18 protein-coding genes are annotated in these 26272 nt (G+C 70.1%); 6 read left to right on the plus strand and 12 right to left on the minus strand.

Annotated elements, in window-relative coordinates; genetic code table 11:
• Positions 1 to 55: 55 nt before the first annotated feature.
• Together D7X96_RS09810 and D7X96_RS09815 are read right to left on the minus strand one after the other, a co-directional pair.
• Complete coding sequence (locus D7X96_RS09810; RefSeq protein ID WP_244219515.1) at positions 56 to 1000, minus strand: CapA family protein; 945 nt, start codon at positions 998 to 1000, stop codon at positions 56 to 58.
• Positions 1001 to 1018: 18 nt separating this feature from the next.
• Positions 1019 to 1252 (minus strand): FmdB family zinc ribbon protein, encoded by a 234-nt coding sequence (locus D7X96_RS09815; protein WP_244219516.1) that lies wholly within the window; start codon positions 1250 to 1252, stop codon positions 1019 to 1021.
• A gap of 193 nt (positions 1253 to 1445) precedes the next feature.
• Between D7X96_RS09815 and D7X96_RS09820 the strand changes: the two genes are divergently transcribed.
• The gene (locus tag D7X96_RS09820) at positions 1446 to 2531 is read left to right on the plus strand and encodes a hypothetical protein (RefSeq protein WP_121769575.1); all 1086 of its coding nucleotides are present in this window, start codon (positions 1446 to 1448) and stop codon (positions 2529 to 2531) included.
• Positions 2532 to 2540: 9 nt separating this feature from the next.
• On the opposite strand, the gene D7X96_RS09825 is transcribed toward D7X96_RS09820, so the two are convergent.
• The 5 genes from D7X96_RS09825 to D7X96_RS09845 all read right to left on the minus strand — a co-directional run bounded on the left by D7X96_RS09825 (position 2541) and on the right by D7X96_RS09845 (position 8237).
• Positions 2541 to 3698: an ABC transporter permease gene (locus D7X96_RS09825; RefSeq protein WP_121721969.1), complete on the minus strand. Its 1158-nt coding sequence runs from the start codon at positions 3696 to 3698 to the stop codon at positions 2541 to 2543.
• A 3-nt stretch (positions 3699 to 3701) separates the two neighbouring features.
• The gene (locus D7X96_RS09830) at positions 3702 to 4868 is read right to left on the minus strand and encodes an ABC transporter permease (RefSeq protein ID WP_121769576.1); all 1167 of its coding nucleotides are present in this window, start codon (positions 4866 to 4868) and stop codon (positions 3702 to 3704) included.
• Positions 4865 to 5560, minus strand: a complete 696-nt coding sequence (locus tag D7X96_RS09835) for an ABC transporter ATP-binding protein (RefSeq protein WP_121769577.1) — start codon at positions 5558 to 5560, stop codon at positions 4865 to 4867. The genes D7X96_RS09830 and D7X96_RS09835 overlap by 4 nt, the downstream gene beginning before the upstream one ends.
• The gene (locus D7X96_RS09840) at positions 5557 to 6795 is read right to left on the minus strand and encodes an efflux RND transporter periplasmic adaptor subunit (protein WP_244219517.1); all 1239 of its coding nucleotides are present in this window, start codon (positions 6793 to 6795) and stop codon (positions 5557 to 5559) included. Before D7X96_RS09840 ends, D7X96_RS09835 begins: the two co-directional genes overlap by 4 nt.
• A 188-nt stretch (positions 6796 to 6983) precedes the next feature.
• Positions 6984 to 8237 carry a polysaccharide deacetylase family protein gene (locus D7X96_RS09845; protein ID WP_120547008.1) on the minus strand — a complete coding sequence of 418 codons (1254 nt, stop codon included), beginning with the start codon at positions 8235 to 8237 and terminating at the stop codon, positions 6984 to 6986.
• A 224-nt stretch (positions 8238 to 8461) separates the two neighbouring features.
• Between D7X96_RS09845 and D7X96_RS09850 the strand changes: the two genes are divergently transcribed.
• Complete coding sequence (locus D7X96_RS09850) at positions 8462 to 8824, plus strand: YciI family protein (protein WP_121721966.1); 363 nt, start codon at positions 8462 to 8464, stop codon at positions 8822 to 8824.
• A gap of 49 nt (positions 8825 to 8873) precedes the next feature.
• Here the strand turns inward: D7X96_RS09850 and D7X96_RS09855 are convergent, their stop codons facing one another.
• Both D7X96_RS09855 and D7X96_RS09860 read right to left on the minus strand, forming a co-directional pair.
• On the minus strand, positions 8874 to 9344 hold the full coding sequence (locus tag D7X96_RS09855; protein WP_120547006.1) for an NUDIX hydrolase: 471 nt from the start codon (positions 9342 to 9344) through the stop codon (positions 8874 to 8876).
• Entirely contained in the window at positions 9341 to 10861 is a 1521-nt protein-coding gene (locus tag D7X96_RS09860) for a DUF2380 domain-containing protein (protein ID WP_121769609.1), read from the minus strand. Before D7X96_RS09860 ends, D7X96_RS09855 begins: the two co-directional genes overlap by 4 nt.
• Before the next feature lie 222 nt (positions 10862 to 11083).
• Between D7X96_RS09860 and D7X96_RS09865 the strand changes: the two genes are divergently transcribed.
• From D7X96_RS09865 to D7X96_RS09875, 3 genes are all read left to right on the plus strand, one after another.
• Positions 11084 to 13579 (plus strand): AAA family ATPase, encoded by a 2496-nt coding sequence (locus tag D7X96_RS09865; RefSeq protein WP_158626568.1) that lies wholly within the window; start codon positions 11084 to 11086, stop codon positions 13577 to 13579.
• 70 nt (positions 13580 to 13649) lie between these two features.
• A complete protein-coding gene (locus tag D7X96_RS09870) occupies positions 13650 to 16283 on the plus strand; it encodes an ATP-binding protein (protein ID WP_121769579.1) in 2634 nt (877 codons plus the stop codon).
• On the plus strand, positions 16280 to 19066 hold the full coding sequence (locus tag D7X96_RS09875; protein WP_121769580.1) for an amidohydrolase family protein: 2787 nt from the start codon (positions 16280 to 16282) through the stop codon (positions 19064 to 19066). Before D7X96_RS09870 ends, D7X96_RS09875 begins: the two co-directional genes overlap by 4 nt.
• A 3-nt stretch (positions 19067 to 19069) precedes the next feature.
• Here D7X96_RS09875 and D7X96_RS09880 read toward each other — a convergent pair whose 3' ends face one another.
• Complete coding sequence (locus D7X96_RS09880) at positions 19070 to 20185, minus strand: hypothetical protein (RefSeq protein ID WP_120547002.1); 1116 nt, start codon at positions 20183 to 20185, stop codon at positions 19070 to 19072.
• A gap of 154 nt (positions 20186 to 20339) precedes the next feature.
• Here D7X96_RS09880 and D7X96_RS09885 point away from each other — a divergent pair, with 154 nt between their 5' ends.
• Positions 20340 to 22358 (plus strand): membrane dipeptidase, encoded by a 2019-nt coding sequence (locus tag D7X96_RS09885; RefSeq protein WP_121723312.1) that lies wholly within the window; start codon positions 20340 to 20342, stop codon positions 22356 to 22358.
• Positions 22359 to 22429: 71 nt separating this feature from the next.
• On the opposite strand, the gene D7X96_RS09890 is transcribed toward D7X96_RS09885, so the two are convergent.
• Positions 22430 to 23665 carry a DUF4374 domain-containing protein gene (locus tag D7X96_RS09890; RefSeq protein ID WP_121769581.1) on the minus strand — a complete coding sequence of 412 codons (1236 nt, stop codon included), beginning with the start codon at positions 23663 to 23665 and terminating at the stop codon, positions 22430 to 22432.
• A 54-nt stretch (positions 23666 to 23719) separates the two neighbouring features.
• Entirely contained in the window at positions 23720 to 26230 is a 2511-nt protein-coding gene (gene mxcH / locus D7X96_RS09895) for a TonB-dependent siderophore myxochelin receptor MxcH (protein WP_244219518.1), read from the minus strand.
• Positions 26231 to 26272: the final 42 nt, after the last annotated feature.

Here is a 26272-nt window from a genome sequence, read left to right on the forward strand (position 1 = left end):
TGTTCGACTACATCGAGGTCTTCTACAACCAGCAACGCATGCACTCGGCAATCGGTTACGCTGCGCCAGCCGAGTTCGAACGGGCAGCGGCATAGTCAACCTGTCCACGAGAGCGGATCACGCCCACGTGGCCAAGGATGCCCTCGTAGTCATTCAGGAAGTCGCCGCAGCCATGGAGGATGAGGTGGCCGTGGTGGACTTCGATGCCGCGAGGGTGGTGCGAGGAGTGGCCATGGACGAGGTCCACGCCAGCCTCGTCGATGAGTGCATGGGCGAAGTCCTGCTGCGCCCGTGGCACCGCGTAGCCCCAGTTTTCGCCCCAGTGGATGGAGGCGATGACGACGTCGCCCTCGCGCTTGATGGCCGCCACCCGGTTGCCCAGGCGCCTCGCGGTGAGGGAGGACAGGTCGGGCAGCAGGTCCACTCCCGGCCTGTTCATCCCCGCCGCCCACGCTGGCGGAATGCCACTGCTGACGTCTCCGAACGAGAACACGACGACCCGTCTTCCGGCCCCTGCGTCCAGGACCGCGGGCCGCTGGGCTGCCTCCAGATCCTCGCCCAGTCCCGCGGTGGCGATTCCCAGGCGCCGGAGCGTCGTCAGCGTTTCCGTCAGTCCCGGGTAACCCCAGTCCAGCACGTGGTTGTTCGCCAGCGCGCAGCAGCCGATTCGCGCCGCCGTGAGACAAGCGGCGTTGTCCGGATGCATGCGGTAGTGGATTCCCTTGTCGGGCCACCACTGCTCGCTTGTGGTGAGGCTTGTCTCCAGGTTGATGAGCCGGACGTCGGGCGCGGCCTGCTCCAGTGCCGCAAGCGCGTCTCCCCAGATTTCGCTGTAGCCGACGGGCTTTCGGATGGGGCCGTTGCGCTCTTCGGCCAGCGCTACGTAGTCCCGGGCGTCATGCACGTAGGCCTCGTGCAGGCCTGGGGGCGCAGGGTGGGGCAGGACCTGATCAATGCCCCTGCCGGTCATCACGTCGCCGCAGAGGAAGAGGGAGAGCAACCGCTTGTCTCGCTGGTATCAGTAGGTGAGCGACTTCCTGGTGGTCACGGCATGGGCGGGAGAGATGCGCTTCTCCACCTCCTTCGTGTCGTGGCAACGCGGGCACTCGGGGGCTTGCTTGTCGTGCTCCTGGATGGTCATGAGCGCGGTGAAGGGCTCCTGGCACTTGCGGCAGAAGAACTCATAGATGGGCATGGCGTGGTCCCCCTTTCCAGGCAGGATGCGGTCCGCCGTCGGCAGCTTGCAGGTCACGAGGCGCCATCCACCCGCCGGCGTGCTGGCCCCTTCTGGCCACTCCTGGGTTGCCCGGAACATTCGAATGGATAGGGAAGTGGAAACTCCAGGCTGTTGAATGCCGAGAATTCCCCCGGGGCGGTGGGTGAGATGTCACCATCCCGCCATGTAGGATTCTTGGCCTCAAGCACCTTCAGCCGGAGACAGGCCCTTGATCAGCTCCCTCATCCGCCAGGTCGTCAGCACCGTCCAGACGGCGATCTCGAAGCCTCCCGTGGCCCCGCCTCCGCCCGCGCCTCCTCCCGCCGCTCCCTATTTCAAGGACGGGATGGACCCGGCGAAGGCCAGCCCCGTGAACCTCAGCGGCCATGGGAACACGTCGGCTGCCGCGAGCGTGGACTCGCCTCTCACGAAGGCGAGCAGCGGGGAGAAGGTCGGCCCGGAGTTCATCCACCTGGACGCCGGGTGGACTCCCCAGGGGCAGGGATACGACGCCAGGCGCGGTGAAGTGCTCACGACCTATTACAACGACGACCACCGCGTGCTCCTGTCCGTGCAGGACAAGGACTCGGGGAAGGAGACGCACCAGGCCGTGCTTGGGGGACCTCCTCCGGCGGGCCCTCCCAGCCACGGTGGCGGCGTCTCGACGGACAGTGACCACGTCTACGTCTCCGACACGGACCACGTGTACGTCTACACGCGGGAAGAGATTGAAGCGGCCCAGAACGAGTGCCGCGAGGCCATGCCTTCCCAGGTCATGGATGTCCCCAAGCCCGAGGGGCTGACGGATCCGGCCACGGGCATCGGGCTCGTGTCCTCGGGCAGCTACATGACCGTCAAGGACGGCTACGCGTACGTCGGCGGCTACAGCCCGGATGGCGACGGCAAGGCGGGCGCCGTCTGGCGTTACAAGCTCGACGAGAAGACCGGTGCCCTCATCGAGGACTCTCGCGAGGGCCCCATCCGTGCCCCGGACCGCGCGCAGGGGATGACCGTCACCGACGACGGCATCATCTTCACCACGGGGGACAAGAAGCTCATCTACCAGCCGTTCACGTCCACCGAGGACACGTTCTCCGCGGACATCGAGCAGCGGGTGGACATCGGCAACGGGCTCATCGACCCGTACGCCCAGGGCGTCAACATCATCGATGGTGAGATCTGGGTCACCTACGAGAGCGGCTCGCACAAGTACCGCGACAACGTGGACGAGCCCCGTGAGCACATCCAGCGCATCTCCCTGGAGGACCTGGACCTCGCGGCGGGCTGCCTCACCGCGGAGCAGCTGGAGGGCTGAGGCGGGCGCTCAGGCGCGCAGCGCGTCCAGGATGGACAGGCGCGAGGCGCGCAGCGCGGGCAACAACCCTCCCAGCAGCCCCATCCCCGTGCCGAACAGCAGCGCGCCCAGCAGGATGGCCGGGGTGGGGGAGAAGCCGAAGCTCACCGCCGCGAACGTCTGGAAGTTGAGCGTGCGCACGTGGATCCACCGCGTCGCCAGCGCCCCCAGGGCGCCCAGCACGCCGCCGGCCGCGCCCAGCATGGCGGACTCCACCACCACGCTGGCCAGCACGCTGCGCCGCCGGAAGCCCACCGCGCGCAGCATCCCCAGCTCCGCCACGCGCGTCGCCACCTGGGCGTACATGGTGATCATCGCCCCCAGCACCGCGCCGATGCTGAAGACGAAGGACACGAAGAGGCCCAGCACGCGGATGAAGGCCGCCAGCCCGCTGGCCTGATCCGCCCAGTAGGCCGGCTCCGGCCGGGCCTCCAGCGTGAAGCGCGGGTCGGCCGCCACGCGGTTCACGAAGGCGTCCACCTGCGCGGGCGAGCGCAGCCGGACGAGCACGGAGCTGAAGTCCTCGCGCCCGAACGCCGTGCCCAGGCGCATGCCGTCCGCCCACACCTCGGACTCGAAGGCCCCGCCCCGCGCGGCGAAGACCCCCACCACGGGCCAGCGCTGCCGGGCGAAGCGCAGCTCGCCGCCCAGGGTGGCCTCCGGCGATGTGCCCACGAGCGAGCGGCCCAGCACCACCTCGTTGGTGCCCGGCCGGGGCCTGCGTCCGGAGATGAGCTGGATCTCCGGCCGTGCCTCGAAGCTCGCCTCGCTGATGCCGCGCGCGGAGGTGTTCATCGCCTGCGTGCGTCCGCTGGGCAGCGACAGCAGCACCACCCGCTCCCCGGCCACCAGCGGCAGGCCTTCCGGTCCGGACGCCACCTGCGGGTCCGTGGCGAGGACCCGCACCGCGTCCCGCCCCACGCCGCTGACCAGCTCGCTGGTGGCCCCCTTGCGCAGCACGACGACGTTGGAAGGGTCCCCGCCGGAGGCCAGCGCGGACTCGATGCCGTTGGCCAGCATGAGCACCGCGGAGAAGACGAAGACGACGAGCCCCAGCCCCACCACCGTGAGGCCCGTGGACAGCCGGCGCGCCCACAGGCTGCGCGTGTTGTAGAAGAGCGGCACCATCGCTCAGGCCACCTTTCGCAGGCCTTCCGCCACGGGCAGCCGCACCGCGCGCAGGGCCGGCCCCACGCCCGCCAGCAGCGCCACCACCACCGCCGCGAGCGCGGAGATCCAGAGCGTGTGCGCGCGCGTGAGGTTGTCCGGCATGGGCCCGAACCGCGCGGCGATGAGCTTCGTGAAGACGCCTACCAGCACCGGCGCGACCGTCACGCCCAGCGCCGCGGAGCACAGCCCGATGAAGCTGGACTCGGCCAGCACCAGCCCCACCACGGTGCGTGGACGGAAGCCCAGCGCACGCAGGGTGGCGAAGTCCCGGGTCCGCTCGCGCACGCCCATGGCCAGCGTGTTGCCGATGACGAGCAGGATGATGAGCAGGATGACGCTGGACACCACCCGCACCGCGGTGACGATGGCCGAGGACATGGCCACGAAGCCCATCTGGAAGGCCTTCTCGCTCTCCGTCTTCGTCGGGTACGGGCTGTTGTCGAACAGGCGGTCGATGGCCGCCGCCACCTCGGCCGAGCGCGCCGGGTCGTCCACGCGCACCGCGTAGATGCCGACCTTGTCCTTCATCGCCTCGGTCAGCCGGTCGCTCTCGTTGAGGCAGCGGTAGCCGAACACCAGCGTGGTGGTGTCCACGCCAGGGCGCGCGCCGCGGTAGACGCCGTGCACGTTGAACGTCCAGTCGCCGGGGTAGAGCTGCCCCTTGAGCGTCACGCGGTCTCCCACCTTCCATCCGAAGCGCTGGGCCAGCTGCTCGCCCACGAGCGCGCCGCAGGGGTCGCCCCGGAAGGCGGCCAGCTGCGCGGGCGGGACGACGAACTCCGGGAAGACGTCCAGGAAGGTGCGCGCGTCGACGGCGAAGTTGGCGAAGAAGTCCTTCTGCGAGTCACCCACCTTGCCGCCGAACCACTCCTGGTGCGTGACGGCGGTGACGCCCGGCAGCGCGGCGATGCGCGCGTAATAGGACAGCGGCAGCGGCTGGGTGAATGACACCTTGTTGCGGACGATGAGCCGGTCCACCTGCGCGGCCCTCGCGTTGTAATAGAAGAGGTCGATGACGGTGCTCAGGAAGATGAACGCCGTCACGCCGACCGCACCCGCGAGGATGGTGAGCGTCATCCGCAGCGGGTTTCGCATGAGGTCGCGCGCCGCCAGTCCCGCGTAGTTCACTGGAGCACCCCCTTGTCCAGGTGGTGCACACGGCCCGCGCGCTCCGCGGCGTGCGGATCGTGCGTCACCATGACGAGCGTCTTGTGCAGGTCGCGGTGCAGCACGCCGAAGAGATCCAGCACGGCCTCCGCCCCCTTGCGGTCCAGGTCTCCCGTGGGCTCGTCCGCGATGATGAGGTCCGGGTCGGAGACGATGGCGCGGGCGATGGCCACGCGCTGCTGCTCGCCGCCGGACATCTGCGGCGGGCGGTGGCCCACGCGGTGGCCCAGCCCCACCAGCTCCAGCGCGGCGGCCACGTGGCGGCGCCGCTCTCCGCGCGAGAGCGGCGTGAGCAGCAGGGGCAGCTCCACGTTCTCCGCCGCGGTGAGCACGGGGATGAGGTTGTAGAGCTGGAAGACGAAGCCCACGTGGGCGGCGCGCCAGTCGCTCAGCTCGCGGTCATCCAGCAAGGCGAGGTCGCGGCCGGCCACCTCGACGACGCCGGTGGTGGGCCGGTCCAGCCCGGAGACGAGGTTGAGCAGCGTGGACTTGCCGGAGCCGGATGGGCCCATGAAGGCCTCGAAGGCGCCGGTGGCGATGGTCAGGTCCACGCCGGCCAGCACGGGCACCTCCACCGTGCCGCGCCGGTACGTCTTGGACACGCCCCTGAGGCGCACCATGGGGGCCGGAGCTGGCCGCGCATCCAGGTTCATCCGCCCCCCGATTCCACCTTCACGCGCCGGCCGTCGTGCATCCGCTTCGGATCCGGCGCCACCACCACCTGCGTGCCCGCGCCCGGCCCTTGCTTCAGGGACAGCTCGTCTCCCACGCGCTCACCCACGAGCACCGGCTGGCGCACGAGCCGTCCGTCCCTCACCACCCACACCGCGCTGCCTTCCGCGTCGCGCACCACCGCGCTGGCGGGCACGCGCGGAGGCTGCCCGTGCGCGTCCAGCGCCTCCGGGGGCAGCGGCTGGCGGAGGAAGGACACCTTGGCGCCCATGTCCGGCAGCGCGCCCTGGGGGACGGACTGGAAGCGCACCAGCACCGTGGCGGTGGCCTTGGAGCGGTCGATGGCGGGGCGCACCGTGGTCGCCGTCCCGGGGAAGGCGCGCTCCGGCAGGGCATCCAGGAAGATGAGCGCGGGCTGGCCCGGGTGGATGCGGGAGAGCTGCTCCTCGCTGACCTCGGCTTCGACCTCCAGGGCGTGGAGGTCCACCAGCTCCACGATGCCGCCCAGGTTGGTTCCGGTGAGCGCGGCCGGCGCGAGCACCGCGCCTTCGTTCGCGAGCTTCTTCGACACGGTGCCGTCGAACGGCGCGCGCACCACGGTGTGCGCAAGCTGGAGGCGGGCCGCCTCGCTCGCCCGGCGGGCGACGGCGAGCTGTGCCCGGGCCTGGTTGAGGGTCTCCTGCGTGGCGCGGCCCGCGGTCTCCACGTCCTGCAGCTGGGCCCGGGGGATGACGCCCTGGCGGGCGAGGTTGCGCGTGCGCTGGGTGGTGCGCTCCGCGTTGACGGCCTGGGCCTCGGTGGCGGCGAGCTGTGCCTCGGAGGACCGCACGGCGGCCTGGGCGCGGTCGAACACCACGCGGGCATCCCGGTCATCCAGGCGGGCAATCACCTGTCCCTGCCGCACGGCCTCGCCTTCCTCGACGGTGACCTCCACGAGCTGGCCCGCGATGAGCGGCGCGATGACCGAGCGGCGTCGCGAGTCGACGTACCCGGAGGCGGACAGCTCCGTCTGCTGCTCGCCGGGGAGAGGCTGGCGCACCTCGGCCACGCGCACGGTGGGGGTGCGGCGCGCGACGGCGGCCCCCACCAGCACGAGCACGGCGAGCAGCACCGCCGCGGGAAGGATCCAGCGCAGCTTGCGCCGGCGTTTCATGGGGGCGGCGGAGCGGTCGATGCGCAACACGCTCAACGAGGTCTGGGGCGGTGCGGCGGTCACGGCTCCTCCGGATCAAGAGTCCAGGCTCTTTGAAGAAGAGGGTAGGTCGCGCGCTCCACGCGAACAGCGGTGGCCTTGTAGGAGGGCGTGCGGGTGTACGCGGCTTGATGCGGAACGATGAAGGCGTTGAGGCCTGTCTCCGCGCACGCGCCGATCGCCGTGCACTCCGGTCATGCGTCCCCTGGGCCCTACGCTGGCGCGGCCGCCTCCATGTCGGCGAGCGTGAAGTCGTCCATCGTCAGCGTCCCCACCTGGTCGATGGACAGGCCCACGCTGAGGGCCTTCGCCGCGGACGGGGTCGCGGGCGTGGTCCATTCCGCGAAGGTGTAGCTGCTCTTCGGAGGCAGCAGCGGACCCTGGGACCAGTAGGTCCAGGCTCCCGCGCTGTCCCGGTAGTACGCCTTGAACCGCACCTGCGTCGTCGCCTTGTACCAGGCGGTGATCCGGTAGTGATGCCCCGTCACCGGCGTGGGCGTGCAGCTGCTGTCGTCCTGCCGGGTGATGAGCTTCCGGTCTCCGTCGGTGATCTGCGTGATGCGCACCTGCTGGGCCCAGCTCCCTCCGTGCGCGTCCGGCGTCCGCGTCCACGTGAAGGTGTTGTTCCCGAAGCCGCCTCGCTGCCAGCAGTCCGGCGTCCCATCTCCATTGCTGTCCGCTTCGAGCGACGGGTTCTTCAAGAGCTGCGCGGGGGGCCAGCTCACCGGCGGCTTGAGCACTCCGCCGATGATCGCGTCCATCGTGGCCACCGTCGTTCCCCGTGAGGCGCGAGGTGCCAGCCAGTCGAGGAACGCCGTCAGCGTCGCGGGTGCGATGGAATAGGTCTGCGGTGGATCGCAGGGCCCGCAGATGTGGTGGAAGACGATGGGGATCCAGCCGCCTCCGGACTCCTCGGCTCGCAGGACGTAGTTCTTCAGGTCCGTGAGCGGGGTCGTCGCCTGCACCGAACCGTGGGTCCGGATGGCGTATTTGTCCGCGGGTGGCACGGGCTCCGCGGCCGGGCTGCTTCCGGTGGAGGTGGTCCTCAGTCCTCCGCTCTCCCTCGCGGAGTTGTAGTTGCAGTCGATGACGATCTGCCGCGTGGTCGCGTCCTTGTCTCCGAAGGGATAGGCGAACGACGTCACCCGGAAGCCCGCGTTCAGCAGCGCGACCCGGTCGTTGCAGATCTCCTTGCGCTGCGCATCCGCCGAAAGCTGCGTGAGGTGCGGATGGGTCAGCGTGTGTCCGCCAATCTCGTGCCCCTTGTCCCGGAGCGCTCGCACCTGGGCGAGCGTGAGCCGGCCGGACTGCCCGAGCCTGCTGCTGTTGATGAAGAACGTGCCTCGCATGCCTCGGGCCTCCAGGGCGGAGGCCGCGATGAGCTGGGAGGCCAGGCAGTCGTCGAAGTTCAGCGAGACGACCACCTGGCCGGGCAGGAGGGCGGCGGCTCGGGTCGTGGGTTCCATGGTGGGTGCTCCCCCGTGTGCACGAGGACTTCACCCACAACGTGTGCACGCCTTCCGGCGTGAGCCCCGTGCCTGGGAGAGCAGCGGGCCCTGCGGCTGGGACCGCGGCAGCAGCGTCGCGTTCGCTCCGTGGCTTCGCCCAGGTCCGTCATCCAGGGGCCTCCGGGCAGTGGTAGGCCGCGTCGGACCCGTGGCATAGGCTGCGTCCCAACAAGGAGCAGGCCATGTCGTACATGCTGGCGGTGAGGCAGACCATTGGTGGGAAGGCCCAGACGGCGGAAGAGAAGCGCGTCTCGGCGGACCGGATGAAGCGGATGCTGGGCTTTGGCGCGGCGCTTCAGGCGCGCGGCATCCTCCTGGCAGCGGAGTCCCTGCGTTCGGATGAGGAGGGCATCCGGGTGGAGCGGCGCGAAGGCAAGCTGAGCTTCATGGACGGGCCGTTCACCGAGTCCAAGGAGATCATCGGCGGCTTCTTCCTCATCGACGTGAAGACGCGCGAAGAGGCGGTGGAGCTCGCGACGCAGTGCCCCGCGGCGGAGTGGTCCACGGTCGAAGTCCGCCAGTGCGGCCCCTGCTACGACGAGTAGGCATTGCGTGCGACATGGCGGCCCTGGCTGGCTGGGCCGTCGCTGTCGCTCAGGCTTCCTCGTCTGGCAGGAGCGTGAGGAGAAGCGCGTCGTCGGGACCGAGCGGGCGCCATCCAGCAGGGGGAGGGTTGGCGCGGAGCGCAGCTCTAGCCTGCTTTACGCGCGCCTCATGAGTCTCGGGGGTATAGCTACTCCAGCGGGCGAGCACCTGAGCAACATCGAATCGGTTTGAGTCGTCCAGCACGGATGGCCATCCATCTGGAAAATGCTGGAACAGTTCGCGCACGAACTGCCCTCGAACCAAGCGTGTGACCTGCTTGCGCTGCTCCGCCTCCGCTACCAACCCGCTGAACACCTGCACCCCGGCGATGTCGTCCGCTCCAAGTTCCTCGGCCAACGCCACCAGTGATGCGGTAGGACGTGCTTCGGCAAAGGCGGTAAGCGAGCCATAGCCGCGTTCGCGGACGCGCTCGTACAGGCGGGCCTTCCAGTTACCCTGCCACGAACGTCCGTCGGTCATCGCCTCCTCCCAGAGATGAAGTTCATCGGAATGTCGTACTCCTTCAGATACCCCGCGACGAGCTTCAAGATCTCGTTTCGGGTCAGTCTCCGGCCGGCTTCAACCTCCGCAGCGTCTAGAACCTTCATGATCATCCGGTTCCATTCACCGGGCCACGTGCGTCCCAGCTTCCAGTTCCCCCCACCGTGAATCGCCTCATGGTGGGCCTGCTCCAACCGGACGCAGAACTGGTCGATGTCCATGTCGCCCTTGAAGCCGCGTTGCTCGAACCACTCGCGATGCTCTTGCGGCAGCACGTGGTGCTTCGGTCCGTCCGACATGCCCGCCCCCGCTCTGCCGGTTTCGTGCATGGCGCGCACCTCGGGGCTGTCCCCCAGCGCTTCGCGCACCCCCTTGGGCAGGTCCCGATGCGCCTGGGCCATCATGACCTGCCCACCTTGAATCAGGACGGCCGCGCTGACGGCGGGAACGGAGATGACGCCCGCCTGCACGAGCCTCCGCATCATCTCCACCCACTCGGCTGAGACGACCATCCGCGAGCCCACCACGACTCCGCCCGAACTCATCGCGAGCCCCACGCCAAGCGCCGCGGGGGGCACGCGTGGCAGGGACAGCTTCAGGGTGGAAATCATCGTGACCATCTCCACCGCCTGCATCGCGGCGATGATCTGCCCGCCAAGCTTCATGGTCGCGCGGGTCTCCCGCTGGAGCGTGTCGAACTCACGCGTCAGCTTTCCCATCAGCTCGGGCATCGCGGTCGTCGCCGCCTCCACCCGTTCGCGGTTCAGCGAGGCGAGGTCCGTGAGCGTGGGCTCCATCAGCCCCTGAATGCGATGCAGGTCCGTGAAGAGCTTCTCGGCGCTGCACATGGTGCAGTTGCGGAGGACAGCGTCCCCGAGGTGCAGGATGTCCACCCAGGTGGCCAGGAGGAGGGTCCCGAACTGAGCCGCCTGGAGCTTCGGCCCCGTCATGCGCAGCAGGCCCAGCTCCATGTCCGCGTCGCCAACTTGCGAGGCTGCCTTTGTCACCGCGGTGGCGCTCCCCAGCGCGCCATGGAGCCACGTCACCTGCTTGGAGCCCTGGTCGAGGTAGCGCGTGAACACGCCGGTGAGGCTCCAACCCCAGAGGTCTGGAGGACGGGCCGCCAGCCTGGTGAACGCGGCTTCGACGCGGCGCAGGGACCCCTTCACCTCATCCGTGGCGTCGAGGACTGCCTGTCGCGTCAGTGCAGCGCTCCGGGCCCCACCCCCGACAGCACCCTCCCTACCGCCGCTTCCCACTGCTGTTGCGTCGTCACGTGGCTGGCGGCGCAGGAGCCGCTGCTCAGGCCCGGAGACGCTGAGCGGGCGGGAGGTCCTGCTGCGCGGGGGCTCATCGCCTGGCGCCTCCATCCACGCGGAGGAGGACGCTTCTCGCGGGGTGTAGCTCAAGCTGTGGCCATCCCCAGGCGCCTGCGGCACGGAGGCGCATCCCGTGATCAGCAGCACCATGGCCAGCAAGACGGTGTCAGCGCGCATCATCCACCCTTGGCTGCAATCCGGTGCGGCGTTCAGAAAACCAGTCATCAGCGTGAAGTAAAGCAAGGCCGTATAGCAGGCAGGCCTTGGTTCGACGATGACGTGACCGAGAGCATCCCTCTTCTGGGGGATGGCCTGGCTCCCGCCTCGCGGGATGTGATGCTCTTCCTGGAAGGCATGCCCGCCGCGCATGCCCATCTCTCGACCCGAGGGGGGAGCGTCATGAAGGTCCTGATTGGAGACACCGTCGTCCTCAAGCAGCAGGCGGGCAATCCCATTGGCATTGTGACCCGGCGCAATGGCAACACGCTCACGGTCCGGTTGCCCTGGCAGGACAACGCGCTGGAACGCGTGTCCCGGTCCGACGTGGAGCCGCTGGCCGTGGGGATGGCGGATGCGCGCATGCGGCAGGCGAAGTTCAGCAACTCGCTGAGTCTGGCGGGCCAGTCGTCGCTCGCGGAGCTGGTCAAGGCGTTTGGCTATGCCTCGGATGTCAAGATGCAGCGCTCGTCGCTGGGCAATGTCGTGCGTCAGCTCGAGCGGGCGGGCCTGGAGGTCAAACCGACGACCGGCAGCTGGGATCGCTACGCGCCGTTCGTCCTGGGGCTGAAGAACGCCCTGCTGGAGCCTCCCGAGCCCGACGACGACGAGGCGGATGAGGAGGCGCCGGGCCTGCCCTTCTCCTTCGCGCTGCCCCAGCCCTTCTGGCCCAGCGCCCTGGGCCTGTCCCAGGAACGGGAGGTCGCCTTCCTGCGGGCACTGACCGCTCCGGAGCCCATCCTCGCGCTCCTCTACCTGCCTGACAGCCGCGGCGCCGCGGACTGGCTGCAGGCCACGTGGGAAGGCGTGATGGGGTGGGCGTATCGCTCGGCCCAGCGCTTCATCCGCTCACCGGGCGGCGGCGAGCCTCCCGCACCGGAGGTCGTCCGCGGGCCGCCCACGCTGCTGCACGGCTATCTCCGGCCGTCCGTCCTGGCCTCGGAGGGGCCCCGGCTGCAGGACGGTCCGCGCACGCTCAACCTCGTCGCGCTCCGCCGTGACGCGGACGCCCCCGTGGATCATCAGCGGCTGCTCTCCACCTGGCCGGGCCCCGTCTTCGAGTTCGATGCCACGGCGATCTCCAGCGAGGGCACGCCCGTGTCGCGGCTCCTGCTGATGGTCGGTGGCAAGCACGAGAAGGCCACGGATGACTTCGTGGCGGACCTGTCGCCGTTGAAGCTGGTGCTGTGGAGCCGCGAGGCCTGTGCTCACGGCGCCGCGCAGGCGATGAACTCCTGGGGAGAGACGCTGAAGCGCGCTCCCTTCTCCCGGTTCAAGGGCAGCAATGAAAGCGCCACGGCGCTGTCGCTGAAGGCTCGCCTGGCGCAGTGGGTAGGCTTGCGCCATCCCAACTTGGAGCTTGAGTTCGAACACCGCCGCGAGGAGGTCCCGGACGAGGATGGCTCCACGCAGGAGGTGACCCGGACCGACCTTCATGTGGAGGCGCTGGGGAGCTTCGAGGTCGAGACCCTGGTGGGGAGCGGGCCGATGGAGACCTTCTATCACCGGAAGATCTTCTCGCGGCGCAAGGCGGGAGAGTCCTTCTCGCTCGTCGTGCCTGGCGAGGCCCTGCTCTGGGCGGGCCCCTTCCTGGCGGACATCGCCCATCACCTGGGGGATGAAGGCGCGGTGCTGATCCCCGCGGCGGGGACGGCCTTCGCGCGGCTCGAACCGCGGCCGCTGACGGAGAACGCCTCGGAGGTGAAGGACCCTCAAGAGGCCCGGCGTGAGTCCACCATCGAGCTGGTGGAGCGTGACGTGGACCGGCTGCCGAAGCTCGAGGACGTCGCGGGCTACACCGCCGTCAAGCAGCGCATCCAGCGCGACATCATCTGGCCGGAGCGCAGGAGCGCGCTGCTGCGCAATGTCTCGCGGGCCTCGGGCATCCTCTTCTTCGGGCCTCCGGGATGCGGCAAGTCACTGCTGGCCCGGGCCATCGCGGGCGAGCTCGAACAGGAGGTGCGCCTGCTCTCTCCGTCGGACCTGCGGGGGCCGTACCTTGGCTGGGGCTCCCTGATGATCCGCGAACAGTTCGACTGGGTCGTGGAGCAGGAGAAGCGGATGCTCGTGCTGGACGAACTGGACGCGGTGGCGCGTTCGCGGCGCAACGGCCAGATGCACAGCGACGAGAAGGCGGATGTAAACGAGCTCCTCGTCCAGCTGGATCGCGCGGGCCGGCTGCGCAGGATCATCGTGGGCACGACGAACTTCCTGGGCGCGCTGGATGAAGCGGTCATTCGCAGTGGCCGGTTCGGGCGCTACGTCCCCGTGCCGCCTCCGGACCTGAAGGAGGCGGTCGAGATCGTCTCCTACTACCTGAAGCGGCTGAAGCGCGGCGGGCCGCGGGTCTTCGTTCCCAGCGATGCCGAGCTGAACGACGTCCTGGCTCCGCTGTTCCTGGAGAAACGGAAGGGCCAGCGCTTCTTCTCGGGCTCGGACCTGGAGGTCGCGGTCACGGAGGCCTACTGGCGGTGCGCGCAACGCGACACCCCGGTGGACACCCTGGATGCGGGTGAGGCCCCCGTGCACCTGACCCGGGACGAGCTGGCCGCCGCGCTGAAGGGCGGTCCCCGGTCCGTTTCGGAACACTCCATCCGCCGCTTCCTCCGGGAGGCCCAGCGTCATTGCGACGCCGAGCTCGCGGAGGCCCTCGCGCAGCGCTTCGAGGCGACGGAGTAGGGCGCTCGACATCCCCCCTGACTCCAGGGCGATTCGCACGGCGGTGGCGTCCGCCCCACCTTCCGGGGCCATGGCCACGACACCGCATGAGGCCCCGGAGGCGGGCCCGCAGTACCTGCCCACCCCGCTCGCGGAGGCCCGGGCCTTTGCCTGGGCCGACCTGCTGACTCCCACCCGCCGGGGCCTCCAGGAGCTCTTCTCCTGGCTGGAGGCCGCCTGCGAGGACAACGCGAGTGGGGCGGGCATCAGCTCCGAACACCTGTCCACCAGCCTCCTCGTCTCCGGGGCCCGGGGCTCCGGCAAGACGACGCTCCTGCTCAGCGCCGTGCAGGCACTGCGGGACTGGAAGTCCTTCGTGCGCGGGCCTCCCAGCCCCGAGGTGGCCTCGCTGTCCCGGACGCTCGAACGGCTGGAGCGGCGGGTCCTCTGGCTGGAACCGCTCGACCTGGAGCCCGTTCCCTCCCAGGCCAACCTGCTGGCCACGCTGCTGGTCCGCGTGCGGGCCGCGCTGGACCATTCCCGGCATGCGAAGGGGGCTCGCGGTGAATCCGCCCGGTGGGCCTCATCCATCCTGGAGGAGGGCGCGGAGGAGACGTGGGGGAAGCTGGATCACCTCATCCGCGACGCGTCGTTCATGTGGGAGGACATCCCGTCCACCACCGATGCCCGCGTGCGCGCGGAGCAGCAGATCCGCGCGTCGGAGATCTACGCCAACTTCCAGCCTCGCTTCGCCGACGCCATGGAGGACGTCGCCCGCACCCTGTCCATGCCTCGCTTCGGCGCGTCCGGCGGTGAGCAGGTGCTGCTCGTGCTGCCCATCGACAACGTGGACCGCAGCATCGAGCACCTCTACAACATCGTGAAGCTCACGCGCATGGTGGCCAGCCGTCACCTCTGGTTCGTGCTCGCCGCGGGTCACCAGGAGTTCCAGCGCTTCATGGAGCGCTCCTTCCAGCGGGAGCTCATCGTCTCGGGCCAGGCCGGCATCGGTTCGCGAGGCCAGGAGGAGACGCTGGCCATCGCCCGGCGCCAGGCGGCCACCACGCTGCGCCGCGCGCTGCCTCCCAGCTACCGCATCGCGCTGGCTCCGGTGGAGCCCCACGAGGCCTGGCGCTTCCCCGTGGACGGGAAGGAGGAATCGCTGGGCTCGCTCCTGCGGCGCCTGCGCCTGCCGACCGGCAAGCGGACCGAGTCGCGCGTCCTGGACACCTTCGCCGACCTGCTCGACCTGAACGGCCGGCTCATGCCCGACGTGGCGCGCTGCTACCGCGAAGCCCTGCGCACCGATGGCGCGGAGTCACGCGACACCGACGCGCGCCCGGATGAGCCGCTGCTCCAGCACGTGGGAAGGCTCGCGCTCAAGTTGCCCGCGCGGACCCTGCAGGACCTCTGGCTCGCCGTCCGCCGCGAGGTCCTGTCGGGCCTGCACTCCGAGGAGGAGCAGGGCGAGGCCGCCGTCCGGGTGGCCGCGGAGATGCTTCGCAACGCCATCGACGAGAGCGACCTGCCTGCCTGGGCCAGCGAGCAACTGCACCACCGCATCGTCCGGCCGGACGACCAGGGCCGCATCTGCCTGGACCTGACGGGCAGGCCCATCCGCCGCTCCAAGCGCACCAGCCTCCACGGCGTGCTCCAGGGGCCGCCGAGCGACCCCGGCGGAAACGGGACGGGCGCCCACGCCCGGGTCCTGGGCACGGAGGTGCACCTGCGCCGCTTCCACGAAGTGGTGCTGGTGCTGGAGGACCTGGAGGAGCGCGGCCGCGAAGCACCGCTGCCCTCGAACGTCAGCGGCTGGTTCATGCTCCTGCATGACGTGCTGATGCTCTTCGAGCAGCCCCGCGTGCTCAGCGCGGACGTGACGGCCCTGGAGATGAGCCCGGAGATGCTCGTCACCGTGCATGAGCTCTGGGCGGGCCGCGCGCGCGGAGAGCCGTTCGTCCAGGCCGCGTTCTGGTGGCCACCTCCGTCGTGGAACACCTTCATCGAGTTCGCCGTCCTCACCGCGCAGTGGCGCGCGTTCCTCGTGCGGCTCTCCAAGGGGTTCCTCTCCGCCAGTGGCGGGCAGGACGTCTCCCTGCGCGCGCGCTTCATCCAGGCCGCGTGGGTGGAGAACGTCTGCTCCGTGGCCGGGCTGACGCTGGGCCGGTGGGACTGGGGCGATGAGCGCCAGGGCGTCGTGTCCGTGCTGCGCGCCTCCCAACTGGACGCCGCGCTGGAGCGCTATGAACAACAGGTGCGCGACACGGTGGCGCACCTCGTGACCCGGATCCAGGAGCGCAGCGCCGGGTATGACCGGCTCTGGACGGCGTGGACCTGGCTTCGCAACGAGCTGCCGCTCCAGGTGCTGCCGGAGTTCGCGCTCGCGTCCGATGCGCGCAGCCTGCTGCGCCAGCCGCCTGGCGCCGCCAGCGAGGACGGAGGCTGGGAGGCCCTGGTGAAGGACTGGCGCGCGCAGGCGCCCCGGCTGGTGGCCTTCCGGCAGCAGCGGGTGCGCGACGTGATGAACCTCTCCAGCGCGGCCGGGTCGCTCCGCCAGGCGCTCGGCGCGGGGGGAGGGCGCGCGTCGGCGGCGTATTACGGCTGGCTCGACACCGTGGTGGAGGCCTGGTTCGCGGTGGTGGATCACGACGGGGATCCGCTGGCGGGCGTGGTGCTGGGCTTGACGCCCCGCCTGGGGCCCGCATCCACGGATGAGCACCCGTGAGCCGCGAGGGCCCGCGCCCACCGCAGGGCAGCCTGGCCCCTCGCCGCGTCCCGGAGGCCTACGTGCGCGCGGAGGTGGCCAGCTTCCCGCTGACGAGCCTCGGGGGCTTCCGGTCAGCGGTGACGGAGCTGGTGCCGTCGCTGGACGCGGAGGCCGGGGCTCCCACGCGGGAGCTCTGGCGCGAGTGCGAGAGGAGCCTGTCGGAGCACGCCAGCGGCTGGTCGTTGGACCGGATCATCGCCGTGCGCGACGCGTTCTGGTTCCCCTCGCGAGGACACGTCAGCCACCGGCGCGCCCCGCGCCAGGCCGTGTCGATGTTCCACTACCTGCGGCACCTGGCGGACACCCACCTGGAGCGCCGGCCCGGCGTCACCGTCATCTTCCAGGGCACGGGCGCGGAGGCCGTGGAGGCCCTGACGCACTACCGCTGGCTGACGTTCGCGATGCCGGAGGACCTGCTGCTGGCCGCCGTGCCGGTGGAGCCGCCTCCCACTCGCGTGGACATCGAGCCGCCGCTCCTGGTGCGCCACCTGCTCGACCGCGGCGTGGCGGAGGTCCATCACCACGTCGGCGCGGGCATGGATTTTCCGCTGCTGTGGGCCTCGCTGCTGTCGGCCATCGGGGACGTGGGCCTGGATCCGCGCACGCTCACCGGGCCGGGGCTTCCCTTCGACGAAGGGGAGCTGCTGCTGCGCTGGTTCCTGGCGACCGGGGTGACCCGCTGTGTCCTCGCGGAGGTCCTGCTGCGCCACGAGACGCCGCCCGTGCTGGAGTTCGTGCGCGGGCTCTCGGAGTCCAAGGCGTGGCTGCCGCAGCGGCGCCGCGTGCTCTCGCGGACGCTGGAGGCGCTTTCGCGCGGCAGGCGGGACGTCCTTCCCGCGCTGGATGAGCTGCGCGGCCTCTACGAAGACCTCCATCCGCTGGCGTCCCGCAACGTGTCCGAACCTCCCGACACGCTCGACGAGGTGTGGCGGCGGTGCGATCCCATTGCCTTGCGGCTGCGCCTGAGCACGCCCAACGGAGGGGAGCGCTGGCTGGTGCGCGCGGGCCTGAAGCACCTGGCAAGCATGGAGCACGCAGGCGTCCACGACGTGCACTTCGACCGCCTCTTCTGGCAGGTCCAGCGGGTGCGGTGCATCGCCTACCGCGCCTATGTGCAGCGGCCGCTGACCGCGGGCCTCCAGTGGTTCATCCGCTTCTATGGCCGCCCCGGCGCGATGAAGCGGCCCCTGCGCGCCGTGCGCGCGGAGGTGTCCTATGCGGTCGCGGGGGGGGACCAGTCCATCGCCGCGCTGGAGGTCCGCACGAGCCTGGCGAATGATCCCATCCGCATCGCCGAGGAGCTGGCCTCGCTCACACACTCCTGGCGGGCCGTGCTGGGCCGCACGGGCGAGCGCGCCAGCGGTGGGCGTCCGCCGGAGTTCGGCGTGGTGATGCACCTCATCAAGGCCCGCGACCCGGCCCGTCACTGGACGCTGGGGCAGCCGCCCGCGCACGGCATGGGCACGTACGCGGAGCCGGTGCCGGAGGGACGGGTGCGGCTGGGCGGACGGTTCTCGGACTACTTCGCCTCGCAGTCGGTGCAGGTGGAGGCGCTGGTGGACCTGCTGCGGGCGGTGCCGCTGTCACTCTGGCTGGTGCGGGGGCTGGACGTGGCGTCGGACGAACTGAGCGTGCCCACGTGGGTGCTGGCGCCGCTGTACCGCTACGTGCGCTGGGGCGCCGCTCGCGCCGCGACGAAGCGGGAGGCCCGGGGCGCTCCACCGCTCCGGCTGACGTCGCACGTGGGCGAGGACTACCGGCACCTGATGGAGGGCCTGCGCCGCATCTACGAGAGCGTGCACTACCTGCTGGACCGCACCGGAGGGCGGCTGGGCCACGCCACCGCGCTGGGAGTCGAGCCCGGCACGTGGGCGGAGTCCGTGGGCGCGGTGATGATGCCCGCCGAGGACCGGCTGTGGGACCTGGTCTTCGAGTGGCGCCTCTACAGCGACTACCGGCTGCCACCGGCCCTGGCCGCGGTGGCACCTCCGGGACGCCCGCAGCGCGTGGAGAACATGCTGCGCGAGCTGTCCGAGTCCGTCTTCGGAGACTGCATCGCGCCGCACGTGATGGCCGAAGCGCACCACGTGCTGCACAACCTCTGGTGTCCGCCGCTGGCGCGGGAGGAGGGCGGCGTGGGGCTGGATGCCTTCAGCCGCACCTTCCGCCGGCTGGACTGGAGCCGGGTGCTCAACGCGGAGCAGGTCCGCGGTCTGCTCATCGCCTACCGGGAGGACGAGCGCGTGTTCCAGCGCGGGCAGCAGCTGGTGGACATCCCGCTGGACGCATCGGAGGTGGACGCGCTCCGGTCCGTGCAGGACGCGATGCGCCGGCACGTGGGCGCGCGGGGGACGGTCGTGGAGGTGAACCCGTCCAGCAACCTGCTCATCGGCAACCTGCTGGACCTGCGCAACCATCCCATCCTGCGGCTCAATCCTCCCATCGCGGAGGACGGCGCGCCGCCGCCGGTGCCCATCGCCGTGGGCGCGGACGACCCCGTCACGTTCTCCACCTTCCTCCTGCGTGAATACTCCCTGCTGCACGAGGCGGCGCGCAGCGCGGGCTATTCCGAGCGGGTGGTGCACGAATGGCTGTCCAACATCCGCCAGACGAGCATGGACGCGCGCTTCACCGCCCCCTGGCGGCCCAATGCCTTGCACATGGCGGACGAGCTGCTGGAAGCGCTGGCCCGCTTCGCCCGGCGGATCGTCACCCGTCACGAAGCCCCCACGCCCGCTTGAGCGTCACCGGGGCGCTGGCACCTGCGGGCGGGGCGCCGTCGTGCCCGCGGGGCTGGACGGAGGCAGCACCTTCTCCGACTGACCGAGGAGCCGGCCCAGCACCTTGTCCATGATGGAGCTCAGCAGCTTGTCCGCGGACCAGCCCGCGACGACGGCCAGCGCCATCAGCGTGAAGAACACGGCCTGGTTGTCGCTGACGACGATGTGGAAGAGCGCGGGGCTGGGGTCCACGCCCGTGCTCCCCGTCCGCGTGTCCACGGACAGCAGCATGCGGGACTGCTCCAGGAACAGGAGCATCAGCGCCGCGAACGCGCCGATGACGGGCTTTACCAGCAGGTGGTAGGCGAAGAAGCGGCCCGTCGCCCCCGTGGCGACGACGAAGCGCTCCTTCGATAACATGTTGGAGATGATGGCCCCGGAGGCCCCCGCGAAGCCCACCAGCAGCAGGCCCCGGGGCACCAGGTCGCTCGGCCAGGCTTGGATCAGCTCCCGGGAGAGCAGCAGGAAGGAGACGAGGAAGACCGCCAGCAACAACAGCGTGCTGAAAACCTGAAGCGTGACGTTGATGGAGAGCTGCCAGAACGTCTTGTCCACCTGCTGGTTGACCGTGTCGAGCGCCCCGCGCAGCACGTTGCGGCAGTACCGGTCCGCGTCGGCTCCGTCCTCCTGGGTGAGCCTGCGCACGCACCGGGGCAGGGGGCCGCTCACCTTGTCCGCGCCCAGCCAGAGCAGGGCCCGCGCCGTGTCCGCCACCCGGCGCCCGAACTGCTGTTCGATCTCCAGCGCCCTGGGCACCAGCATGTGCGGCGGCATCACCAGCAGGAGCAGCCCGTCCACATCGTGAATGAGCTCCCAGAAGGAGAAGGACCAGCGCCCCGCGGGCTTGTCCAGGCACCACCGGGCGGCAGCCAGCCTCTCCTCGCATTGCTTCAGGATGGCCAGGTCCTCGTCGTTGAGGTCCGTGCGAATCCGGCACAGCTCCAGGAGCGAGTCGTTGCTCTCCACCCTGTTCCAGAGCAGCTGGGTGGCCGAGCCGAACCCCCGCCGCCTCCGCTGGAAGCCCACGCGCTTCAGCAGCTCCGGGAACGGATGGTCTGGGAGCGTGTCGGTGGCCGCCATGAGGGACACATGGCCACGGCGCGGGCAGGTGACAACCCAGCCGGGCCGCGCAGTGCGTCAATGTCATGCGTCACCGTGTTTAGACAGCGAGATTTGATTAGCTCGAACGGGTGCTGATACGCCCGCTGCACCTCCACCCGGAAAGGTGCATCGCATGTCGCGTCGCTCCCGAATTGTCTCAAGATTCCTGTTCTCGCCGCTGCTCGCCCTGGCCTGCGGCCCCGTCACCGACGAACCGGCCGCGCCCGTGGAAGCGCCCGCCCAGGTGGCCCAGCCGCTGGCGGTGAGCGGCTTCGCGGAGATGCACCACCACATGTTCGCGGAAGAGGCCTTCGGCGGCGGGTGGTTCCATGGCGGCCACACCGGCACGCTGGCGAGCTGTGACGGCGGCATGCCGGAGAGCGACCATGCGCGCGTCCGCATGGACCTGCGCGACATGCTGAACCTGTGTCCCAACGCCGGCAGCGTGAACCTGGGCGGCATCCCCATCCTGTCGGACGTCTTCGGCGTGGGCGGCGCGGTGGCGTCGGAGGTCATCGGCCAGGTGGAGGGCACCGAGGGCGACACCGGCCTGCACCTGGGCCGCATGGAGACGCCCACCCAGTGGCCGCGCTGGGACACCATCGCGCATCAGCAGGCGTGGGAGGGCTGGCTCAACAAGGCCCGCCAGGGCGGCATGTCCCTGGTCATGGTGTCGCTGGTCAGCAACGAGTTCCTCTGCAAGGCGCTGCCGTACCAGAACCTCAAGCGGCCCTGTGACGAGATGATGGACGTGGACGTCCAGCTCCAGATGGCCCGCGACTTCGACGCGCGCACGGACTGGGCGGAGATCGCCCTGTCGCCCGCGCACGCCCGGCAGATCATCTCGCAGGGCAAGCTCGCGATGGTGCTCTCCATCGAGTCCAGCAAGCTCTTTGGCACCAAGGACTGGCGCGCGGAGCTGAACCGCGTCCATTCGCTGGGCGTGCGCTCGCTGCAGCCCGTGCACCAGCTGGACAACCGCTTTGGCGGCGCGGCCCCGCACAACGCCATCTTCCAGGTGGCCCAGTTCCTGGAGAACTGTCACATCGACACGGACTGCGGCCTCACCGGCAACGGCTTCACGCTGGGCTTCGACGTGGACGCCAACTGCAAGAACACCAAGGGCCTCACCGCGGACGGCAAGGCGCTGGTCCAGGAGATGATGAACAAGGGGATGCTCATCGACATGGCCCACATGTCCGAGAAGAGCGTCCAGGACGCGTATGCCCTGTCCCAGGGCCGCACGTACTACCCGCTGTTCATCTCCCACGGCCACTTCCGCGAGGTGATGAACCCGGAGCTGGCCGCCAACGAGAAGACGACGCCGTCGTGGGTGGTCCGCTACGTGCGCCAGACGGGCGGCATGTTCGGCCTGCGCACCGCGCACGACGAGACGCGCAACTACAACCGCACGCCGGTGGCCAACACCTGCCAGGGCTCCACGCGCTCGCTCGCGCAGGCGTACGAGTTCGGCCGCCAGGGCCTCAAGGTCAACATGGGCTTCGGCGCGGACCTGAACGGCTTCATCCAGCAGACGCGCCCGCGCTTCGGTGACTTCGGCGCGTGCTCCGCGGGCTTCCGCGCGGAGGCGGACGCGCAGGAGGAGCAGCAGCGCGTGTCCGGCCCGCCGCCGCTGGGCACCGACTTCGACGTGTACGGCCTGGCCCACGTGGGCCTGCTGCCGGACGTGGTGAAGGACCTGAAGCAGCTGGGCGTCAACACCACGGGCCTGGAGGGCTCCGCGGAGAAGTTCATCCAGATGTGGGAGCGCGCCAACGGCACCCGCACCGGCATGGCGGACGCGGCCAACGACATCGACACGAGCGGCGTCGACCCCTACGTCGCCAAGGCCACCCGTGAGGCGGCGTACCCGAAGATCTGCGGCAAGGCCTACGCCCCCAGCACCAAGCTGGTGTCGGAGACGTGCCGCTTCGACGCCGAGTGCAAGTCCAGCCTGTGCAGCGCGTGGGATGACTGCGGTGACGTGCCGGGCGTCTGCACCTGCTCGTCGGACTCGCACTGCGCCACGGGCCAGTTCTGCGGCTGGGGCACCAACGACGGCAAGTGCGTGAACAAGCGGCCCAAGGGCTCGCTGTGCTCCTCCGGCCGCGAGTGCCAGTCCGGCAAGTGCTCGTGGCTGATGTGCACCTGATTCCCCCGCAGTGAAACGGCCCCCGGGACTCTGGAGTCCCGGGGGCCGGATGCTTCCTCAAGGCCGACTGGCTAGCGGACCTGGAGGAAGGAGAACGACAGGCCCTGGTGCGTCGCCACCAGCTTGCCGCTCAGGTCCGTCAGCTCGCGGTAGTTCGTGGTGCTGCCGCTGTTGGTGAACTCGCTGAACACCGTGCGGCCGTCGACCTCGTACAGGAACGAGCTGCCCGTGCTGGCCGGCAGCGTGTCCACCAGCGTCGCGGGGGTGCCGGCGGCCGGGTCGATCTTCCACCACTTCCAGGCCACCGCGCTCGCCAGGGCGCGCGCGGCCGTGTCCGGCTGGACCGCGTACGCCGTCTCGTCCAGCACGCGCAGGTAGCCCGTGCCGTTGGGGCCCGCGAGCAGCGAGCCCGTGGCGCCGTTGTTCGTCAGCGCGCTCAGCTCCTTGAAGAAGGTCTTGTCGTAGGTGTTCGTCGCCGGGTCGAACTTCAGCAGGCACGGGGTGGGCACGCTGGGGTTGCCGCCGGACACGCGCTTCTCCGCGGCCCCGTACGCCTCCGTCGCCAGGTACACCTGGCCGTCCGTGCCCACGATGCCGTCACGCACGTAGCCGCAGCGATCATCCCGCACCACCACCGCGCTGTCGTCCGCGGTGTCCACCACGATGATGCCCGCCTGTTTGGTGACGGCGGCGCCCGCGCGCCAGCCCAGCGGCATCAGCACCTTGGTGCCCACGCGCAGCGGGTTGGAGGCGAAGGTCGTCGTGCTCCCGGCGAAGGTCATGTCCGGCAGCGAGATGCTGTTCGTCACCGTCATGTCCTTCGGGTTCCAGATGATGACCTGTGAGCCGCGGCCGTCGAAGTAGTAGGCCTTGGTCTCGGACACGAACTGGAACTGGTTCTGGTACTCGCTGATGGCGGTGACGCCCTTGCCCGCGAAGCTGACCTCGCCCGCCTTCTCCAGCGTGTTGTTGGCCGTCACGTTGTAGCGGGTGACGGTGCCGCCAGCGCTGCTGGAGACGAAGATGGCGCCCGACTTCGGGATGCCGGAGCCCAGCGCGCGGCCGTTGATCTCCGTGGCGTTCGTCAGCGACAGCGGCGTGGCCGGGTCCAGCTTGTCCGTCAGGACGACGTAGCTCGTGGACGCGGTGTCGGTGCTCACCTGCGCGACGAAGGCGTACAGCGACGTCTGCGTGCCCGCGTCCGGGGTCTTGTTGTCGTCATCGTCGTCGCCACAGGCCGCCGTGAAGGCGAGGGAGAGCGTGAGCAGCAGGCGCGCGGAGGGGCGGAAGAAGGGTGAAGGCTTCAAGGACTTCCCTTTCAGTGGGGGGGTGGAGGGCTGCGAAGAACGGAAGCGCGCGGCTCAGCGCTCCAGCGTGAACTTGGCGGCGATGATCCGCCCGGGGCGCTGGACCCCGTAGAAGTCGAAGGTCCGGGCGTTGGTGAGGTTCTGGAAGTCCAGCGTCCAGCTCAGCCGCGTCGTCATGTCTCGGATGACGTAGGTGAGCGCCAGCGCGTGCGTGAGCTGCGAGTCGATGCGCAGCTTGGAGTCCTGGTTCCCCAGCCCCTCCCACGCGAGCAGGAAGTCATCCATGAAGCGCGTGCGCCAGGTGACGAGCAGCTCGTCCTGGAAGCGCAGCAGCCCCGTCAGCCGCCCCTGCGCGCTGGCGTTGGCGGTGAGGTAGGGGCGGTTGGGGATGCGCTGTCCGTTGAAGTCGGCGTAGCGGCCTTCGGTGGACGTGTTGCGCAGGTCCTGCCACGTGGCGTTGGCGTCCAGGCTCAGGTAGCGGCCCGGTGACGTCCAACCGGCTGAGCCGAGCACCCCCAGCGAGCGCGCCGCGATGACGTTCTCGTAGGTGTAGAAGCTGCCCTGCGGCGTGAGGAAGATGAGCTGATCCGCCAGCCGGGCGAAGCCGCCCACGTTGACGCGAAAGCTTCCGGCGCGGCCCGGCTCGGAGGTGTAGCCCAGCCCCAGGTTGAAGTTGTGGCTGGTCTCCGGCTGGAGCTCCAGGTTGTCCTCGATGAGCAGGCCGTCGCCGAAGAGCTCGTCCGGGCGGGGCAGCCGCGTGGCCCACTCGTAGGAGGCCTTGGCGCTGAGCGCGTTCGTGATGCGGAAGCGCAGGCTGTCACCGGCGCCGAATTCGTGCGCGGTGCGGCCCAGGTCCAGGAACTCCGCGCTGGCCAGGAGCTTCTGCGCGCGCACGTCCTGGAGGTAGTCCTTCACGAAGGCGATGTTCTGCAGCCGCCCGTCGAAGGCATCGGCCTGGTACTCCAGGCCCGTCACCACCGACGTCACGCCCCGGGGCGCGGAGAGCGGGTCCGGCTGGTTGTTGGCTTCGAGCCGGCGGTCCTCGCCCGTTCGCGCCACGACGGTGGGCGAGACGGCGAGCCGCAGCGTGTGCGCGCCGCCGGGCACGGGCGTCCAGGCCGCGTTGAGGCGCGCGAACGCGGTGTGCTGGTTGACGTAGCGCTCCGTGCCCCCTTCGGTGATCTCTCCCGGCTGGGGCAGGGTGATGAAGCAGCGGCCGTACCAGTCGTAGGCGCACGAGCCGATGTCCAGGAACCGGTTGCGGCGGAACGTGTACCCGCCCACCGCGTCCACGGTGACGCCCGGATCGTAGGTCTGCGAGTAGCGCAGCGTGGCGCCCGCGGAGCCCTCGGTGGTGGTCACCTCGCCGTAGGGGGACTCCATGGTGACGTCGTTCTGGATGTCGCGGCCGGCGGCGTTGAAGAAGCCGCGCACGAGCAGGCGCCGGGCCCAGGGCTTGTCCACGAAGCCCGCCTCGACGCTGGCGCCTCCCGCGCGGTAGCCGTCGTGGAAGCGCCGCACCTCCACGGGCGCGAGCTTGCCCAGGTCGTTGGCCACCTCCACGTTGACGGGGTAGTCGTTGCGCGCGTCGTCGTAGAAGCCGTGCGCGCGCATCAGCAGGCCGGTGGACTCCTGGTAGTGGCGGGCGCTCGCGGTGAAGCGGTTCGTGTTGAAGGAGGCCAGCTCGTAGGAACCCGCCACGGCCGAGCCGCGCACGTCCTGGTCGGTGACGAGCTCCACCGCGCCGCCCAGCACGTCCGCGCCGAAGCGGATGGGAACGACGCCGGTGTAGACCTCCATCTGCTGCACCAGGTTCACCGGCACGTTCGCCAGGCCCGGGCCGTAGCCCGCGAACTCCAGCGGGACGCCGTCGATGAAGAAGCGCACCTGATCATCCGACAGGCCCGCGATGGAGATGCGCGCGCCGCTGCCCAGGCCGCCCGTGCGGCGCACGTCCACGCCCTCCGTGCGCGACAGCGTGGTGCCCAGGTCGGCGGACTCCATGCCGGCCTGCTCCAGCTCGATGACCTGCACGGCCTCCGCGGACTTGCGGCGGCGCTCCGCGCGCGTCTCGCCCACGGCGGTGACCTCGACGTCCTCCTGGTATTCCGCCGGGGCTTCGTCCTGCGCCTGTGTGGCTTGGGGGGCGCTGGACAGGGCGGGCGGCGGCGTCGCGGCCACGGCCCTGGAGCGGCCGGGGAGCTGGAAGACGTAGGTGTACGTGACGCGCGCGGGGGCAGGGACGCCGTTGCGCTTCGCGGGCGTGAAGCGGAACTGGAGCGCGGCGGTGCGCGCGGCCTCGTCGAAGCCGTGGCCCACGGGCTCCATCACCTCCGCCTGCGTCACCACGCCCTGCGTGTCCACGCGCAGGCGCAGGCGGACGTTCGCCTCCAGCTGGGCGCTCTCCGCCTCCGGGGGGTAGGGCGCCTCCACGGCGTGGAGCAGCTTCGGCAGCTCGATGACGGGTTCCGCTGGCGCGGCTTCCGTCGCGGGAGGCGGGGGCTCCGGCTGCTCCTGGCCCGCGGATGCAGGGGTGCCGAGAAAGACCGACGACAGCAGGGCCACGCCCGCCCGGGACCGCCACCTGCGCTTCGCTTCGATTGCGAT

Source organism: Corallococcus interemptor (assembly GCF_003668875.1).
Lineage (GTDB): Bacteria > Myxococcota > Myxococcia > Myxococcales > Myxococcaceae > Corallococcus > Corallococcus interemptor.

Bases quoted from the DNA above. Each gene is read 5' to 3' on its own strand.
- D7X96_RS09855 (WP_120547006.1), bottom strand. From the start codon at position 9,344: ATGACCGACGGACGTTCGTGGCAGGGTAACTGGAAGGCCCGCCTGTAC.
- D7X96_RS09845 (WP_120547008.1), bottom strand. From the start codon at position 8,237: ATGGAACCCACGACCCGAGCCGCCGCCCTCCTGCCCGGCCAGGTGGTC.
- D7X96_RS09835 (WP_121769577.1), bottom strand. From the start codon at position 5,560: ATGAACCTGGATGCGCGGCCAGCTCCGGCCCCCATGGTGCGCCTCAGG.
- D7X96_RS09850 (WP_121721966.1), top strand. From the start codon at position 8,462: ATGTCGTACATGCTGGCGGTGAGGCAGACCATTGGTGGGAAGGCCCAG.
- D7X96_RS09880 (WP_120547002.1), bottom strand. From the start codon at position 20,185: ATGGCGGCCACCGACACGCTCCCAGACCATCCGTTCCCGGAGCTGCTG.
- D7X96_RS09825 (WP_121721969.1), bottom strand. From the start codon at position 3,698: ATGGTGCCGCTCTTCTACAACACGCGCAGCCTGTGGGCGCGCCGGCTG.
- D7X96_RS09865 (WP_158626568.1), top strand. From the start codon at position 11,084: ATGAAGGTCCTGATTGGAGACACCGTCGTCCTCAAGCAGCAGGCGGGC.
- D7X96_RS09885 (WP_121723312.1), top strand. From the start codon at position 20,340: ATGTCGCGTCGCTCCCGAATTGTCTCAAGATTCCTGTTCTCGCCGCTG.
- D7X96_RS09860 (WP_121769609.1), bottom strand. From the start codon at position 10,861: ATGCGCGCTGACACCGTCTTGCTGGCCATGGTGCTGCTGATCACGGGA.
- D7X96_RS09870 (WP_121769579.1), top strand. From the start codon at position 13,650: ATGGCCACGACACCGCATGAGGCCCCGGAGGCGGGCCCGCAGTACCTG.